12 protein-coding genes are annotated in these 16,783 nt (G+C 43.1%); 6 read left to right on the top strand and 6 right to left on the bottom strand.

The genetic code is table 11. The features are described 5' to 3' along the window. Positions 1-69: 69 nt before the first annotated feature. Positions 70-2,190: a S8 family peptidase gene (locus BIW53_RS10620; protein WP_070991855.1), complete on the bottom strand. Its 2,121-nt coding sequence runs from the start codon at positions 2,188-2,190 to the stop codon at positions 70-72. Between the two features lie 438 nt (positions 2,191-2,628). Here BIW53_RS10620 and BIW53_RS10615 point away from each other — a divergent pair, with 438 nt between their 5' ends. Further along, positions 2,629-3,816 carry a BaiN/RdsA family NAD(P)/FAD-dependent oxidoreductase gene (locus BIW53_RS10615; RefSeq protein ID WP_070991854.1) on the top strand — a complete coding sequence of 396 codons (1,188 nt, stop codon included), beginning with the start codon at positions 2,629-2,631 and terminating at the stop codon, positions 3,814-3,816. 289 nt (positions 3,817-4,105) lie between these two features. Here the strand turns inward: BIW53_RS10615 and BIW53_RS10610 are convergent, their stop codons facing one another. Further along, on the bottom strand, positions 4,106-4,774 hold the full coding sequence (locus tag BIW53_RS10610) for a DUF2306 domain-containing protein (protein ID WP_070991853.1): 669 nt from the start codon (positions 4,772-4,774) through the stop codon (positions 4,106-4,108). An 18-nt stretch (positions 4,775-4,792) separates the two neighbouring features. Further along, positions 4,793-5,491 carry a DUF4386 family protein gene (locus BIW53_RS10605; protein WP_139158827.1) on the bottom strand — a complete coding sequence of 233 codons (699 nt, stop codon included), beginning with the start codon at positions 5,489-5,491 and terminating at the stop codon, positions 4,793-4,795. Between the two features lie 144 nt (positions 5,492-5,635). On the opposite strand from BIW53_RS10605, the gene BIW53_RS10600 reads away from it, so the two are divergent. The 4 genes from BIW53_RS10600 (at position 5,636) to BIW53_RS10585 (ending at position 11,981) form a co-directional block, all read left to right on the top strand. Continuing rightward, on the top strand, positions 5,636-6,343 hold the full coding sequence (locus BIW53_RS10600; protein ID WP_070991851.1) for a response regulator transcription factor: 708 nt from the start codon (positions 5,636-5,638) through the stop codon (positions 6,341-6,343). Between the two features lie 85 nt (positions 6,344-6,428). After that, a complete protein-coding gene (locus BIW53_RS10595; protein WP_175442120.1) occupies positions 6,429-7,619 on the top strand; it encodes a HAMP domain-containing sensor histidine kinase in 1,191 nt (396 codons plus the stop codon). 1,422 nt (positions 7,620-9,041) lie between these two features. Then, complete coding sequence (locus tag BIW53_RS10590; RefSeq protein ID WP_070991849.1) at positions 9,042-10,112, top strand: helix-turn-helix domain-containing protein; 1,071 nt, start codon at positions 9,042-9,044, stop codon at positions 10,110-10,112. 78 nt (positions 10,113-10,190) lie between these two features. Further along, a complete protein-coding gene (locus BIW53_RS10585; RefSeq protein ID WP_070991848.1) occupies positions 10,191-11,981 on the top strand; it encodes a tetratricopeptide repeat protein in 1,791 nt (596 codons plus the stop codon). 58 nt (positions 11,982-12,039) lie between these two features. Here BIW53_RS10585 and BIW53_RS10580 read toward each other — a convergent pair whose 3' ends face one another. After that, positions 12,040-14,139: a winged helix-turn-helix domain-containing protein gene (locus BIW53_RS10580; protein ID WP_070991847.1), complete on the bottom strand. Its 2,100-nt coding sequence runs from the start codon at positions 14,137-14,139 to the stop codon at positions 12,040-12,042. Positions 14,140-14,360: 221 nt separating this feature from the next. Here BIW53_RS10580 and BIW53_RS10575 point away from each other — a divergent pair, with 221 nt between their 5' ends. Then, positions 14,361-15,908, top strand: a complete 1,548-nt coding sequence (locus BIW53_RS10575; RefSeq protein WP_070991846.1) for an MBL fold metallo-hydrolase — start codon at positions 14,361-14,363, stop codon at positions 15,906-15,908. A gap of 139 nt (positions 15,909-16,047) precedes the next feature. Here BIW53_RS10575 and BIW53_RS10570 read toward each other — a convergent pair whose 3' ends face one another. Next, positions 16,048-16,332 carry a hypothetical protein gene (locus tag BIW53_RS10570; RefSeq protein ID WP_175442119.1) on the bottom strand — a complete coding sequence of 95 codons (285 nt, stop codon included), beginning with the start codon at positions 16,330-16,332 and terminating at the stop codon, positions 16,048-16,050. 85 nt (positions 16,333-16,417) lie between these two features. Continuing rightward, the gene (locus BIW53_RS10565) at positions 16,418-16,633 is read right to left on the bottom strand and encodes a DUF6500 family protein (RefSeq protein ID WP_070991845.1); all 216 of its coding nucleotides are present in this window, start codon (positions 16,631-16,633) and stop codon (positions 16,418-16,420) included. Positions 16,634-16,783: the final 150 nt, after the last annotated feature.

Raw genomic sequence — 16,783 nt, 5'->3', positions numbered from 1 at the left:
CGTGGCCGATTGGGTGTTTACAACAGTATTAACTACTGTAGTTATGACTTGCTGGGGGGAACTCTCAGCTTATGGCTTGTACTGTGCGTCCAGTGTTAGGCCAGAGAATGTGCTGTAAGCGTAAAGGCTGATGTTCCAAGTACCTTCTGCAGGGCTTGAGAAAGTACAGATTTCAGAGTTACCATTGTTCCAAGAACGACAGTCATAGCTTGATGCGCTAGGCTGACCACCTTGTTTAACATATAAATCTGCATCACCAGAACCGCCGCTTGTAGTAATTGTGAAGCTGTTCATGCCCGCAGGTACATTGATTGTGTAGTGTTTCCACTGACCACGAGTACCAGATAGGTTGCTTTCAGTTGCACCGCCGCCTACAGGGCCTGTACCGCTGCCAGTGATATCAGCTTGTAAATTAACTTGTGAGTAAGAAGAGTAGCCGTTAAGCATTACCCAGTACTTACCTTGAGTTGGGTTGTCGATAGTACAAGTTTCACTGTTACCACCTTTATAAGGACGACATTCCCAGCTGCTTAGAGTTGGTTTAGAACCCGCTTTAACATATAGGTCAGCATCACCCGTACCACCGCTCATTGCTACAGTTAGCTTGCTTGCGCCAGCCGGTACGTCAACATAGTAGAATGCTTGGCTGTCTTTAGCACCGCTAAGACCTGTTTTAGCAACGCCGTCTTCTAACTGATCGTCGCCAGTAGGTGGGTCAATGATATCGCCTTTTGCTTTAGCAACTGCAGCTGCTGCGTCAACAATACCTGTACCACAGCTTGTACATGTTGCAGGGAAGCTACGAGTAGTTGTCTTCAAGATACTTTCAACTTCATCTGGCGTTGCACTTGGCTTAGCTTGCTTAATAAGCGCTGCTACACCCGCTACGTGTGGTGCCGCCATTGAAGTACCTTGCGAGTAGTGGTAGCTGTCTGACTGAGGACCATTGCTGCCTGAGTTGTGTGTAGATAGTACACCTTCAGAGTCATTAGCAAAACTTTGTGCGCCACCAGGAGCCGCTACGTCGATAGATGTACCGTAGTTAGAGTAGTAAGCACGACCACCGTTACGGCCAACAGATGCAACGTTTACTACGCCGCTACAGTTACCTGGGTTGAAGTTGTTAGCGTTGTCGTTGTCGTTACCAGCTGCGATAACGATTACAGTGCCGTTTGCTCGCGCTTGGTTAATCGCGTTTTGTGTTGTAGAGCTACACGCACCGCTGCCACCTAAACTCATGTTGATTACGTCAGCTGGGTTAGCGTTTGCAGGAATACCTGATACAGAACCACCAGAAGCCCAAATGATGCCGTCAGCGATATCAGAAGTTAAACCACCACACTTACCAAGTACACGTACCGGAACAACTTTCGCGTCGTAAGCAACACCTGCAACACCTTCACCGTTGTTGGTTACTGCAGCAACTGTACCTGCAACGTGTGTACCGTGCCAGCTTGAGTTACGCGCACCGTGTGTGTATCCACACTCGTTTGCAGTTACTGCATCGCCTGGGTCACGTGCATCGTTATCACGTGCGCCGCCGTCGTTAGCAACATCTAGGTCTGAGATCATGTCATAGCCAGGGAGAATGTTGGCATTTAGATCAACGTGTGGACGGTAACCTGTATCAAGTACCGCAACTGTTACGCCTGCACCTGTTGCACTGTCCCAAGCTGTTGGTAGGTTCAAGCCACCGTTTGCTTCAAAGTAGTGCCACTGATCGCTGTAACGAGGGTCATTAGGCGTTGCGAATGGTTGTAACATTTGGTCGATTTCAATGTATTCAACGTTACCTGATGCAGCAACTTCTTGCATGAATGAGTTCGCTTCAGCTGCAGATAGCTTCTTATCAACACGCATTACGTGATGGTTGCTAAGTGCCATAGGGCGAACATATTGCGCTTTAACGCTTGATTTTTTGCTCTGAAAACCTTGCACGAAGCTTTCAGCTTGCTTTCTCATAGCAGCAGGTGACACATCGGCACCTGCAGTCATCATCATTTGGTCGTTGTTCTTGTATTTGATGATGAACTGAGTACCAAAGTTACCTTGATGTTGTAGCTTTGCAGAAGTTTGCGCAAAGTTAACGTTCTGAACTGTGAATTCTGGATTAGCAAAAGCAGTATTTGCTGTGAACAGTGTGGTCATTGCAAGTGACAATGCACCTAATTTGAACTGAGTTGTTGTCATAAGATCCCCTGACATGTTGTATTTTTTCATGTTGTAATTATGTTTAAGTCGGTGCACATAAGTGCAACCTAGACGTTACAGAACGTAAAGTTACGGTTAACTTTTTAAAAGAACTGTTTTGTTATTTACATTGATAAATTTGTTATAAGTGGATGGCTATATGACATTTGGGTTACATTAACTACTTGTTTTAAAAGCTTTTGCTCTACATTGTTACAAGGGAATGAAATGTGGTTTTGTTATGTAAATGAATGTAAATGTAGCTGTGTTTTTACTCAATTGGTAAAAAAATGTTCAATCACCTGTTATTTATTAACTATTTTATGTGTTCGTTTTTTGCGCATATTAATGCCAAATTATTTGGTTTTACGGTACTTATTCTGATCTAGCTGGGAATGCAGGTATAATGCTGTCATATGATGGTTGGTTGAGAGAAACATGTCACAGTTTGATGTTGTAATTATTGGAGCGGGAGCTGCTGGGTTGATGTGCGCAGCGCAAGCAGGCTACCGTGGGCGCTCGGTTGCAGTGCTTGATATGGGCAAAAAACCAGGTCGGAAAATTCTTATAAGTGGCGGTGGCCGCTGCAATTTTACCAATGAAGGCGCATCACCCAGCAATTACTTGTGTGGTAATCCGCACTTTGTAAAATCGTGTTTGAGCCGTTACACCCAACATGACTTTATTGAACTGGTAGACCGACACGGTTTGGCCTATCACCACAAAACCCTAGGCCAGCTATTTTGCGACAATAGTGCTCAAGATATTGTTGATATACTTACAACGGAGTGTGATTGGGCGGGTGTACAAATATTTTTACGCAGTGAAGTGCTCAGTGTACAAGCTAAAGAACAGGGTGGTTATATTGTCACCACGGGTGAGCAAACCTTTGAATGTAAATCTTTAGTGATAGCTTCTGGCGGACTCACCATGCCTAAATTAGGCGCAACCCCCATTGGCTATAAAATCGCCGAACAATTTGGCTTAAAAGTTTTACCTACTGTGGCCGCATTAGTGCCTTTTACTTTGCATGAGCACGACAAGGTCAGATTTGATGGTTTATCAGGGGTGAGCATTCCTTGTGAAGTGAGCAGTCAATGCGGCACCACATTTAAAGAAAACATTCTGTTTACACATAGAGGGCTCTCTGGACCTGCGATATTGCAAATATCATCATTCTGGAGAGCAGGGCAAGCCGTAACGATTAACCTGTTACCAGAGCTAAACCTGAACGAGACCATTCACCAGTGGCGCAGTGAAAGTGGCAGTAAATCACTAAAAAACGCCTTAGGCGCAATTCTGCCTAAACGCTTTGTTGAGGTGTTAATCGCAGAGCAAGCGATTCCAGACAAAGCCCTCAACCAGCTTACCCACAGTGAAATTGATGCCATCGCCGAATATTTACACCGTTGGCAAATTAAACCTAACGGCACTGAAGGCTACCGCACCGCCGAAGTGACCCTAGGAGGCGTAGACACCGACGAGCTGAGCTCAAAAACCTTCGAAGCCAAAAAGCAAAAAGGCTTGTACTTTATTGGTGAAGTCACCGATGTGACCGGTTGGCTCGGGGGGTATAATTTCCAGTACGCGTGGAGCTGCGGATTTGCCGCGGGGCAGGCGGTTTAGTGATTTCTGATAATTAAAACGAAGACAATCGTCTTAATAAACTTTCACAAAAAAGAGTTAACTTATTGATAGTTAATAATTGTTAGTTAACTCTTAAGTGTTGTCTTTGTTTTATACTAAATCCATAGTTCTTATAAAACTCTGCCTGAAGAGTTTTAGCTGTTTTGTTGTCGTCCCCCAAAATATCTGAACAGAGCCAGCTAAAACGCCCTTATATTGAAGATACAATAAGTGTATTGGCTTTAGCGTATTTAATGGGTCTGTTGCCGATATGAAACTTCAATAGGACCTAATATATTTGAGCATTAGATTTTTTACATTTTATTTTTACTACCCAATATACAGCCGTGCAGATAACCAGTGCGACAGGTGTTAGTAGAAACTCAGCGCGTTGAAGCACCTCAGGTAAATGCCTTGATTGACCAAGAAAAAAAGCGGCTGTTGACATAAAAAGAGGAAAGTACATACGCCAAAGGTGTCTTGTGAGTCTATTGTTTGCGCCAAGCCCTCCTCGCTTAATGTATCTAAAGTCGGCAATCGTGCTCAAAGCCATTACACTTCCAAATACTAAGAAAGCCGCGATACCAAAACCTGCTAACTGGCCGTCAGGTGCTTGTGTTGTTTGATATGCATACCAGGCAAAACCTAGCGTCAAAAGAAACGCAAAAGCCATCAAAATCTTGTCAAAAAAGTTCACTCGATTAGCAGGCTGCCACATTATATTAAGTGCAGATAGTACGAAATAACACAGAACTAACCCATTCAATATCGATATTGGAACATTCCGAATAACAGCGATATAGGTACCTGTCAAACCAAGGATTATCATAGAAGTCACATACACTCGTCCCAAGTACTTATGAACAGTCCTTCCCTTTTTACAAAGAATAATGGCGTAGCCAGCAAGCAGAGCAAGTGCACCGGATACAATATGAAACATAAGCGCTGATAAAATCATGATAAATGCTCCTAATGCTTAAATGTCAGACTCAGGTTGTTCAGTCGTTAAGGGGTTAGCTTGCTTAAACCCTAAAACTAATAAATAAGCCGGTACTGTCAACTGACTTATTAGCAGTGGTAATTGCAGGATGTTTGGTATAGATGTTTGAAAAAACGTGTGTCCAACAGCGATAAGCTGCAATAAAGTGGCAACGAAAGCAAAATATGACAGCCACTTGTGCATTAACTCTGCTCGTATCAATAGAAAGTAAAAAAGAGCTAAGCTGCAACTTGACACAAATATAGAAAGATAATGCGCTTCATTTCTACCTGATGCTAATGTTTCTCTTAATAATTGTGAGGTTGCTTCAGTTGTACTTTGAGAAGCTAGGAATGATACATATTTTGCAAGTTGGGCGTACTCGTAGGCGCATAGCGTTAATCCCGCACCAGCAAATACTATTAAAAATACAAATGTTCTCCAATATTCTTTAGTTTTTTCTTGGGGTAACAATAAGCCAAATGCAATGTTGATAGCGCTAATGATAAGCGCGACGATAGTTGCGCACCCCAAGATAAATGTAATTTCTTCAACTGAGGTCGAGCCATCGTAGCGCAGTATAGGTTTCAAAAAGTAGAAATTAAGTAATAACCCCAAAGCCATTTGTACTAGCATTAACCCAGCTAGCGCCTTAGCGCTTATGTGATTGTTTTGATATTGCGTAGTGGTCATCATTTCACTCCGAAAGTTTAATTTAAGATGATTCTACAACTATATTCATGGGGGCTGGGTAACATAGTGTAACAATTGGAGATACACGTTTGTCTTAACAAATTAATAAGTAAATAATGCATTTAATGAGTAAGAGAGTTGTTTATTATGGCTAAAATATTAATGATTGATGATGATGAAATGTTGACCGAAAGTTTGTCGGCTTTTTTTCAGCAACATCAGTTTGAGTTTTCGTACACGAATGACCCAACACTAGCTATAGAACTTATTGAATCAGATGCACCACAACTGCTACTGCTGGATATAACGATGCCAAAAATTGACGGATTTACCTTGTGTAAACAGATCCGAGAGTCCTATTCATTACCAATAATCATGCTTACCGCAAGAGGTCGATTAGAAGACAAAGTTCATGGTTTTGAAATTGGCGTTGATGACTATTTGCCCAAACCATTTGAACCACTAGAACTGCTTGTACGGGTGCAAGCTTTACTGCGAAGAAGTCTAACCTCGCAACCATCTAAACCTGAGAGTCATCAACTGATGCGCTTTTCTGGTTTGGAAATTTATCCATCACAGCAGAGGGTTATCCTCGACAACGAGGAAATTAAATTATCTGGAATGGAGTTTCATTTACTTCACACTTTGGCTAGTAATCCAGGCAAGGTATATAACCGAGAGCAAATCACAGGGGCATTAAAAGGCGTAGAAGTCGATTTATTTGGGCGTGCAGTCGATATTTTATTGAGCCGGCTAAGGCAAAAGCTTAACGATTCAGCTTCATCGCCAAGGTTTATTAAAACCATCAGAGGGATTGGTTACACTTTTATAGCGGCCCAAGATGAAATTGCCTAACCTAAATCTATATACACGATTCTTTTTGCTTTTCACTATCACTACTCTTTTATTGGTGATACTTGTGTTTCTGGGTAGCTTCTCTATGTCAGAAGAAGACGCTAAAAAAGTAGTCTTTGACCGACATGAAGCACTGCATGACATGATGGTGAAGCTGGTAGATGGCCCTATTGATCTTGATAAACTTAAAGCAGAAGCCAAAAAAAATCGTGTAGCTATTCAGATAAATCGAGGGGCACAAGTGTGGCGTACTGGAGACTCTTTACCTGAGCCTGACGGGCTTGAAAAGAATGCAACGCCACTAGGTCAACTGTATTTTTCAAAAGTAGGGACTAAATATTATGTCTTTACAACATCAAAAGGCACCACAATTGCGGTCACGTCGCAAATCGCAAATTTAATAATTTATCCTAGTTGGCTGGTCTATTGGCCTTGGGCAGCATTATTCATAGTCTTGTTTGTCAGCTATAAAATTCTCAATAGGCAATTAAAGCCGATAAGTCTGGCGATTGATAGCGTAACGCAAATAAGTCACGGAAATTTAGCATACCGAATTGTTGATCACCCAAAGAATGATTTAGGTAAGTTAACTTTGGGTATTAACGAAATGGCAGAAAGTTTGGAACAACTATTTGCTTCCAAAAATGAACTTTTGTTGTCGGTTAGCCATGAGTTGAGGTCACCAATGGCAAGGATGAAAGTACTGCTTGCCTTGCTTGCTAATAATGAGACGGTGGCAAAATTAAACACTGAAATAAACAAAATGGATGAAATTGTCGAGCAACTTTTAGAAAGTGAGCGTTTAAAAGATGCACATCAATTACTCAACCTAGAAACATATTTTTTTCCTAACGTATTAAGAGATATTTTAAACAGCTTTGAGAGTAACGACAGAATTCAATTAGAGGGCTCTGTTGCTGAGATAGCCATCGATATTGACTTAGGGCGCTTTAAGTTTTTAATACGTAACTTGATAGAAAACGCGTTAAAGCACTCAGGTAGTGAAAGTCCAGTGCTAGTAAGTACGCGAACTGAAAATAGTGAGCTTTTCATTAGCGTAAGAGATTTTGGTACAGGCATTGAGCAAAGCTTTATATCTGAAATTTTCGAACCTTTTTCGCAAGCTGCTGACTCTAGTCACAGAAGTAATAACGGTGTAGGTTTAGGCTTGTTTCTATGCAAAAGAATAGCAATAGCCCATGGCGGTGCGCTTACTGTGGAAAGTGAACTAGGGAGAGGTAGTGAGTTTACATTTAGGTTACCTATTGTTGTTTAACTTAAATTTAGATGTGTGATCTTCTTTGAGTCATTCGACAAATTTATACATGAAGTTGCTTATGCAACGTTAACCTGAATCGACTTTGTCACCCTGAACTTGTTTCAGGATCTATGTCATCCTGCACTCGCATCAGGGTCTAAGGAACTCAGGCTCTTAAAACCCAAAGATCCTGACCTTCGTCAGGATGACGGCGGTGGTAGGCGCGGCTTTGTATGTGCTGACATCCGTCACCCTGAACCGACTTTGTCACCCAGCACCAACATCCGTCACCCTGAACCGATATCTGTCACCCTGAACCGATATCTGTCACCCTGAACTTGTTTCAGGATCTATGTCACCCTGAACCGACTTTGTCGTCCTGAACTTGTTTCAGGATCTATGTCACTCAGCACCAACATCCGTCACCCTGAACTTGTTTCAGGGTCTAAGTCATCTTGGGTCTAATGAGCTCAGGCTCTTAAAACCGAAAGATCCTGACCTTCGTCAGGATGACGGCGGTGGTAGGCGCGGCTTTGTATGTGCTGACATCCGTCACTCAATACTGACATTTGTCCCCCTGAACCGATATCTGTCACCCTGAACTTGTTTCAGGGTCTATGTCATCTTGGGTCTAATGAGCTCAGGCTCTTAAAACCGAAAGATCCTGACCTTCGTCAGGATGACGGCGGTGGTAGGCGCGGCTTTGTATGTGCTGACATCCGTCACTCAATACTGACATTTGTCACCCTGAACCGATATCTGTCACCCTGAACCAACATGTGTCGTCCTGAACTTGTTTCAGGATCTATGTCACTCAGCACCAACATCCGTCACCCTGAACCGACTTTGTCGTCCTGAACTTGTTTCAGGATCTATGTTACCCAGCACCAATATCTGTCCCCCTGAACTTGTTTCAGGGTCTAATGAGCTCAGGCTCTTAAAACCGAAAGATCCTGACCTTCGTCAGGATGACGGCGGTGGTAGGCGCGGCTTTGTATGTGCTGACATCCGTCACCCTGAACTTGTTTCAGGGTCTATGTCACCCTGAACCGACATTCGTCACCCTTAACTTGTTTCAGGATCTATGTCACCCTGAACCAACATGTGTCGTCCTGAACTTGTTTCAGGATCTATGTCACCCAGCACCAACATCCGTCACCCTGAACTTGTTTCAGGGTCTAAGTCATCTTGGGTCTAATGAGCTCAGGCTCTTAAAACCAAAAGATCTGACCTTCGTCAGGATGACGGCGGTGCTAGACACTGCTCCATATTTGTTCTGGTTGTTTAGAATTAGTACAAGGCTAAGAAACTTAAGAGTTGTAGTGCGTAATAACGCTTATTGTTTACTCTATAGAGGTACTTATGACGTGAATATCGCTGCTGTGTTAATCTTTGATTTTAAGTATATAAGTTACCCAATCCCAGGGCTTTGATTAGTTAATGAATTTTATTTCTTCTCCCATCACCCTTGAAGCGGTGAGTATGTTGCAAGTGGTGTTTGCCTTTATGACCGCTTTTGGTGCTGTATTGGTGTTTCATGTGGCAAAGTTTAGGCTGTTAGCGCTATTTTTAGGGTTTCAAAGTGTGTTGTGTGTGCTGAATATTGCCGAGAATAATGCTCTGCTGGGGGAGGTGTTGATTACCCCAGCATTTACACTGCTGTTTGGGCCTTTGCTGTATTTGTTGGTGAGCTCATTGACGGGGTGCGAGCCAAAGGTAACGGTTAAAACAGCCGCGCACTTTTTACCTGCATTAATGGCATTGCCGTTTACCTCGCAGGTGCAAGCGGTGGTGTTGGTGGGTTCCGTAAGTCAATTGCTTTATATCTCGCTGTGCTTTATCAAGCTGAGTCAATATCATACCTTGCTTAAATCGGTGAGTTCGCAGGCAGATGGCTATTCGTTAAAGTGGTTATCAATGGCACTTGGGGTATTTTGTACTTTGTTGGTGCTGGATTTAGTACGTATGAACACGCAAACCATCACGCCGCTTTTAATCAAAAAGGGGTTGTATTTTGCCAGTGAGCTGGTGTTTTTTAGCCTGTCTTGTTATTTGATTTTTAAAGTGGTGCGCAGCCCCGAGGTATTTGGTGATATTAAGCGTTACCAAAACTTGCTGAATGCGCCCCAAAACACGGTGCAAGATGATGCTGTGGCACAGACAATTTTTGCTGAAATTGAGCGAGTCGTTTGGCATGAAAAGCTTTATCAACAACCCAAACTGACCATTGTTGAATTGGCCGACCATACCGGTTTAAAGGTGCGAGATATTTCCTGGGCGGTAAATACCGTCGCTCAACGTAACTTTAGTGATTACATTAATAGCCTGCGTGCAAGGGCAGTAAAAGCGGCTATTGAAACCGCGCCGCACTCCACTATGCCACTAATAAATATCGCATTAGATCAGGGGTTTAATTCAAAATCGACGTTTTATAATAGTTTTAAAAAGGAGTTTGAACTTACGCCAATGCAGTTTAAAAAGCAGTTAATTAGTCGCGGATCAGGATCTTAAACCTGATTTTTGACGGGCTTTGTTATGCTGGCGGTAAGTAAATCGCGATAGCGGTATTAATCGCAAAGGAGACGTTGAATGTTGTATATGAGTGGGCGAGTGTTGTTAAGTACTTTGCTGTTAGCAGTTATGAGCTTAAATGCGGGGGCTGTGCAAAACAAAGCCACCGAGATGGTAAACCAAGCCGACAATGTGTATCTTGCCAGCCAAGTTAAAAACCCCATCGACTATCTAAGCGATAAACAACAAGCTGTGCAGTTGGCCAAGCAAGGTCAGTGGCAACAAGCCAAACCTTTATTAGAAAAATTAACCAAGCAATATCAAAACGATGGTGCCACATGGTATTTGTTGGGGCTGGCGTATTTTAATCACAAGCAATGGCTAGAAGCGGTCAGTGCGTTTGAGCAAGCGCTTTCGCTAGGCTACCGTTTAACAGGCATTCCCAATGGCGCCAGTACACCAAACGATTTGATGGTTAAAATTGCACAGGCGTACGGGTTTGCTGGTCAACAAAGTAAAACTATTGAGTGGTTGAACAAAGCCCTAGCGGCGCGCTGGGATGATAAACCTAAACTGGCTGGCCGTAGTTTGTTTAGCCGTGACACCATGGCCGCATTTAAGGGCATGGAAAATAGCGATGAATTTAAGCGTGTTGCAGGTGTGATTGATACACAAGATATAAGCCGAGATGCAGGCTGGCGAAGTGACTTAGCCTATCTATATGCTGAAATTCAGCGCTTACACGTTAATCCGTTTCATTCTATCAGCCAAGCTGACTTTAAAGCGAGAGTAGATGCGCTACATAAGCGCATTCCAAAATTGAGCGACCAGCAAATTGTGTTTGGCTTTATGCAGCTCATTGGTCTTTTAAATAATGGTCACAATATTTTAATTCCAGCATGGGGCGAGCATGGTAACTTTGCCCAGTTACCCGTGCAGTTTTATTTATTTAACGACGGCTTGTACATCGTTGCTGCAAGCGATGAATATCAGCACTTAATTGGCAGTAAAGTTGAGCGCATTGGTGATGTGAGCGTGGCTAAAGCCATTGAGTTGGTGGGCAGCATTAACGCGCGAGACAATCAAATGCAGCAAAGTTGGTTAGCGCCCTATTATTTGAGCTTGGTTCCCGTGTTGCAAGGGTTAGGCATTGTATCGGCTAAGCAAGCGGTGACGCTGACTTTACGCAAGCAAGATGAACAGTTTACGGTAACCCCAAAGGCACGTGCCATGCGTTTTGGCGGATTTCCCAAGTTACCTAAGCTACCTAAGTTGCGCGCAAGTGAGTTGCCTACGTATTTAAAACATAACGACAGGCCTTATTGGCATGAGCTCTTCGCTGAGCAAAGCCTTTTATATGTGCAAGTGAACGATGTGAGAAACCGTAAGGATGTGTCGCTAGCTGAATTTAGCGCGCAGCTCAGAGATATAATTATAAGCAAAGATATCAAACATCTCGTTTTAGACTTGCGCCATAACAGTGGTGGTAATGGCTCCATTACACCGCCTTTGATTGCGCTAACCGCGTTTTTTGAACTGTATAAACCACAAGGACACTTGTTTGTGATGGTAGGGCGTAATACTTTCTCGGCAGGGCATGATATTTTGGTTAAAGTGCAGGCTATTACAAACCCGATTATTGTGGGTGAGCCGTCGGGTACTCGTCCCAATACCATTGGTGAGTCAGGGTGGTTTAACTTACCGTACAGCAGGCAACATGGTTTATTATCGTCGCAATTTCATCAAACTAGCGTGCCGGAAGATCATCGTATTTGGGTGGCACCCGATTTACCCATAGAGCTCAGTGCTAAAGACTATTTTGCGGGAAAAGACTCAGCGCTTGAAGCCATATTCTCTTTAAGCAAATAGTTTAATTATGGTCTTTTTAGCTTTACAAAGCGCGTAATGCATACGCGCTTTGTAAAGCTTATTTCTGTAAAACAACCACTTCCTGATCAATGGTAATAAATTGCTCAAGCAGCAGTTGCGTATCTTTTAAGTCTGTTATTTTCCAAGCGGTGGGTTTGAGTGTTTTTAAGGTTTGAATAAATGCACCGTTTAGGTCGTACTGTTTGAGTGCAAAGGTGTCTTTGTCCACACTGTAGATGGCCCCATTTTTAACTAACAAGGCTTTGCCATTGAGGTGAGGCAGCGGTGTGGCGGGCTGCTCATTCGGTGTGATTGCACGACTAAATACTTGGTTGTTTTTGGTGGTGTAAATCAGCCGATTGTGACTGACCCATGCATTTTCAACGTCATCGAGGTGGTACGCAATGAGTTTATTCTCTTTTATATCAAATTGATACAGGCTATTTGCGCGCGCGTTTTTAATAAGTACAAGTAGCGTGTCGCTGTCTAACCAGTTTAATACCGAAAAAAGTGGTTTGTAGGTACTCACAAGCCTACTGTTACCTGTTAAATCAGTGATTAGCAGTTTGCCATTTTTCACCCAAGCTACATGATGACTATCCGCTGACCAAGCATAGCCATGTATGGTTTCTTCATTTTCATTGTTGGTTAGTTGCACTGCGTCGCTATTTGGATGCCAAAGCCATATCTCGTCTTGCCCTGTGCGGTTACTAATAAAAGAGATGCTTCGCCCATTGGGAGGAAAGCGCGCTAAGCGTTCCTGTGTGTTTGAGCGCGCAGTACTTGGGTAAGGCGTCGTGACCGTGTGTAAATCTAGAGCCCGTTGTTGCATGATATCTTGGTTCAAATCAACCTGCGCAATATCTATGTCTTTATGGCCTTGCACTGCGAGTAAGTCTTGTTGGCTTGGGTGTTCGGTTACAGAAATCAAACGGCTGCTTGGCGTTATGAGCTCACTCATTTGGCCGTCCAGCGCAACTTTGTAAAGCTTACGGTTACTCACTGCAAGTAAGTACTCACCTGTGGTTGCAAAGTTACCAATAATAGGGGATATAAAAATCGGCTTTTCGGGAAGTTGAAGTGTTGCTTGCTGTAGCATTTTACCGTTTTTATCAAGCAAGATAAGTTGAGTATTGGCATGTTGATCGTGTGCAAATACAACAAACTGTTGGCGCTTGGGGTGGTAGTCAAAATGATAAATCGACAAAGCATCGCTGCTAAACAACGGTTGGCTTGATTTATTCAAATCGTTGTAAAGCATTATGGCAGGGTTTTTGGTGCTGAACTGTAAAAATGCATACTGATGATTAGCCAATGCTTTTGGCGTTTTTATCTCATGAGTTTGGCATTGGTAGCGGGTGTTGAGTGTTTGTGGCCCACTCAGTGCCTGAGCAAAGTCTAAGGTCGCCAATGTCCAACAGCTTGTCGGTAATGATTGATTGCTTGGTACTTTATCGCAGGTATTGTACGTGGCAAACACTATCTCTCTACCGTCTGGGGTAAAGGTTGGAGCGCCAAATTGACCTGCCTGAGCAGTAAGTTGAGTCTCTTTGCCATTATGCAATGCTTTAGCCCAGATATGACTTTTACAACTGCCTGCGTAGCGGTTAAATACAATGTACTGGCCATTGGGGCTATAAATAGCATGTGATTCGTGTGCATCCGTGTTAGTGAGTTCTGTGAGCTGCGTATATTTTGTTATAGGTGTTGTGGGCCAAAACAGTATGGTGAACATCAGTAGCATAGTTATGCAGACTGCAACGAAAGTCCAAGGTGTTGAGTCAAGCATTCGTCGGTGTTTTTTTGAATTTGCTAGAGAGTGGGTGTCGGGCGCATTATACCAAGTTACCTCACACAGTAGTCGGTAGCCGATTTTGGGGTGCGTGGCAATAATATTGGGTGATTTTGCGTCATCGCCTAATTCTTTGCGAAGTATTGCAATACAGCGTTGTAGAGCATTGGGTACCACCTCAGCGCCTTGCCAAACTTGTTCCATTAAAGTTTGGTGCGTCACTACTTCATTTTGGTGCTGGGCGAGCACATACAATACGCTGAGTACCTTAGGTTCTATTTTAGTTTGTTGCTCACCCTGTTCAATGACTGAACGTGATAGGTCAATTTTGTAATCGCAAATAGAAAAAACGGGCAGCTGTGTCATGGTGGTCACTCAATACTATCTGGCCACAGTGTATGGGCTATTGAATTTGCTGTCTAGGCTCGAATCGCTTATCCAAATAGTGATAAAAATTTAAATAAGCTTATAAAACAAATGGTTAATTATCATCAGCTATTAATCAGTTTTTTATAAGCACGCCTTTGTGGTGGTGTGGTCATGCTTTTTGTTCACTGCTGGTGATTTATAAAAACAAAGGCAATTCTATGAAGGTAACAAGTAACATTAAGGTGTGGTGTTGGGGCACGGCCATTTTGCTATCCACCGTATGCACTACATTGCGAGCGGGTGATAAAGCCGCGCAGGTGATTGACCATGCCGTAAATGCTTACGGTGGCGCAAAACTTATTCAGCTTAAAAGCATTACATTACACGACGAACAGCTGCACTTTTCACAGTGGCAAAGCGGTCATGCGCTTCAAGGTGAGATGGTCAGTTATTTGAGCGAGCAACGACTAGAATTGGCCATTGATTTTGCCAGCCAGCGCAAAGTGTTTAAGCGTGCAACGACGCGATTAGTCGGTGGCCATGGCTCGGACAGTCCCACCGTGATGCACAGGCTTTATGTTGATGGCAAAGGCTACGGGGTTGATCACGCTTTAGAGCAATACAATCCTACTAAGCGAATGAATTTTGAGAATGTCGACCTTGGGCAAAGTCAGTGGCTAGATACGCTGATAGTCAAAAACTTATTTGATCATAAAGCGCCAAGCAAATGGACGGATGTCGCATATATTCAGGGGCAAGCTCACGATGTGCTGACTGTTCACTCTGGCACAAAGCAAGAGTACACAGTATATATTAATCAAAGTACGGGTTATTTAACGCGGCTATTAAAAGCTCAGCGCGGCCAGCTTGTGAGTGTGGATTTTTTAAATCATAAGCAAAGCGATGGAGTAACGTGGGCGCAGCGGATTTTTGCTGGCACTGAACACGGGCCATTGTTTCACAGCAATGCACGGCGAGTAACTTTTAATTCTGTGCACAATGCCCAATTTGATTTACCAGCAAACTACACACTACGCCCAAGTGACACGCCTATGGATGTGTCAAAGCAGACCTTAAGAGAGCTCGCTTCTGGCGTTTATTATGTAGGCAAAGGGTGGTCATACACCTTATTTATTGATGTTGGTGACTATTTTATCAGTGCAGGTGCATGGCAGATGGATGAGCATAGTCAAGATTGGCAAAACAACGTGGCACTGCTAAGAGCAACAACGAAAAGTAATAAACCTATCAAGCAGCATATCGTCACTCATCACCACACAGATCATTTAATGGGCCTACAAGATGTACTCACACACGGGGCAAGCTTGGTTGTTCACCCCAATGATATAGCAGCAGTACAAACCCATTTAAAAGCCCAGCTTAGCGAAGAGCAGCTAATCAAAGTTAGCAATCAAGGCAAACTGGCGGGTGGCAAAGTACAGTTGTTTGATGTGCCAAATAGCCACGCTAATCATAACTTAGTGGTTTATTTGCCACAGCAGAAAATATTGTTTAGTGAAGATATATTTGGCAGTAGCTTACAAGTTGGCTTTGACTCCCCAAGTCGCTGGCCTGATGTGGATACCTATCATCGCCTTGCGGTATTGATGGATAAAGTCGATGCGCTTGGCATTGAAGTTGAGCAGTTTGTGTCTTCACATCATGCAAGAGTGCTCTTCGCAACTGAGATAAAACAAGCAAGGTTAATCCCCTTGACTGACAAGCAAACCCTTATGGAACGTGTGTTTTCAAGTAAAAAGCGATAGACGCGCAGTACGACACATTACCAGCTTTATTTACAAGCTTTATTTACAAGCTTGGTGGTGCGCGAAGCTTGGTAAGTATCATAGTAAGGTTGGGTGGCGTTGCTGTGCGTCTTATCCAACCTATTCACTCAAAAAATAATTAAAGGCTGGGATTATGGTCATCGTTTTCTGGCCCATCTCCGTTGTCTTCCTTACGCTTTCGTTGTTCTTGTTTGGCTTTTTCAACATTTTTGAACACCGTTGGTGGGATGGGAAAGATGGTGATAAGCGGAATAAAGGCCAGCAATATAAAGGCACCTTTGGGCATTTTCTTTCCCCATTTGACCAAGGCGAACATTCCTCGAATTACCAGTACACTGGTTATGAAAATGGCAAAGTAGGTGATTAAATCGCTGTAGAAGTCGGTTAGGCCAAACATTTTCATGTATCTTTACTCATCTGCTAAAACAATAAGATGAGGTTAACTAGCTGATTTTCAATAGCGACTCAGGTCAGCGATAACAGCTCTGTTACATTGCTTCGACCATCTTTTTAATTTTTATGGCCTTTTCAAAATGGTCCAGCTGGTGGATTTGGATCCACCAAGTGGCGGCTTCCATTAGCAATTCAGGGTCGTCATTTTTGTTGGCAAAAAAGGCGTAAAAAGATAATCCAACGTTGTCGCCCTTGGCGGCAATTTTTTTATTACATGTCTCGATGATTTTGGCTCGTAGACTGGCTCGCATTGTGTTTACTCCTTGTTTTTAAAATAAAATATATGAGTCATTGAAAGTCGCGCATTGTTGATGGTTGTTGTGATATATACTCAGCGGCGAAAGAGACAAGCTAACAAAAATAGGCTGCTTGTTAGCTTGTCTTTGGTTAACGCAATATGT

The sequence above is a fragment of the Pseudoalteromonas byunsanensis genome (genome assembly GCF_001854475.1).
In the GTDB taxonomy this organism is placed as follows: Bacteria; Pseudomonadota; Gammaproteobacteria; order Enterobacterales; family Alteromonadaceae; genus Pseudoalteromonas; species Pseudoalteromonas byunsanensis.
The sequence above is the reverse complement of the archived record's forward strand: the minus strand, read 5'-3'. Positions and strand labels throughout refer to the sequence as shown.

Bases quoted from the DNA above. Each gene is read 5' to 3' on its own strand.
- BIW53_RS10620 (WP_070991855.1), bottom strand. From the start codon at position 2,190: ATGACAACAACTCAGTTCAAATTAGGTGCATTGTCACTTGCAATGACC.
- BIW53_RS10615 (WP_070991854.1), top strand. From the start codon at position 2,629: ATGTCACAGTTTGATGTTGTAATTATTGGAGCGGGAGCTGCTGGGTTG.
- BIW53_RS10610 (WP_070991853.1), bottom strand. From the start codon at position 4,774: ATGATTTTATCAGCGCTTATGTTTCATATTGTATCCGGTGCACTTGCT.
- BIW53_RS10605 (WP_139158827.1), bottom strand. From the start codon at position 5,491: ATGATGACCACTACGCAATATCAAAACAATCACATAAGCGCTAAGGCG.
- BIW53_RS10600 (WP_070991851.1), top strand. From the start codon at position 5,636: ATGGCTAAAATATTAATGATTGATGATGATGAAATGTTGACCGAAAGT.
- BIW53_RS10595 (WP_175442120.1), top strand. From the start codon at position 6,429: ATGTCAGAAGAAGACGCTAAAAAAGTAGTCTTTGACCGACATGAAGCA.
- BIW53_RS10590 (WP_070991849.1), top strand. From the start codon at position 9,042: ATGAATTTTATTTCTTCTCCCATCACCCTTGAAGCGGTGAGTATGTTG.
- BIW53_RS10585 (WP_070991848.1), top strand. From the start codon at position 10,191: ATGTTGTATATGAGTGGGCGAGTGTTGTTAAGTACTTTGCTGTTAGCA.
- BIW53_RS10580 (WP_070991847.1), bottom strand. From the start codon at position 14,139: ATGACACAGCTGCCCGTTTTTTCTATTTGCGATTACAAAATTGACCTA.
- BIW53_RS10575 (WP_070991846.1), top strand. From the start codon at position 14,361: ATGAAGGTAACAAGTAACATTAAGGTGTGGTGTTGGGGCACGGCCATT.
- BIW53_RS10570 (WP_175442119.1), bottom strand. From the start codon at position 16,332: ATGAAAATGTTTGGCCTAACCGACTTCTACAGCGATTTAATCACCTAC.
- BIW53_RS10565 (WP_070991845.1), bottom strand. From the start codon at position 16,633: ATGCGAGCCAGTCTACGAGCCAAAATCATCGAGACATGTAATAAAAAA.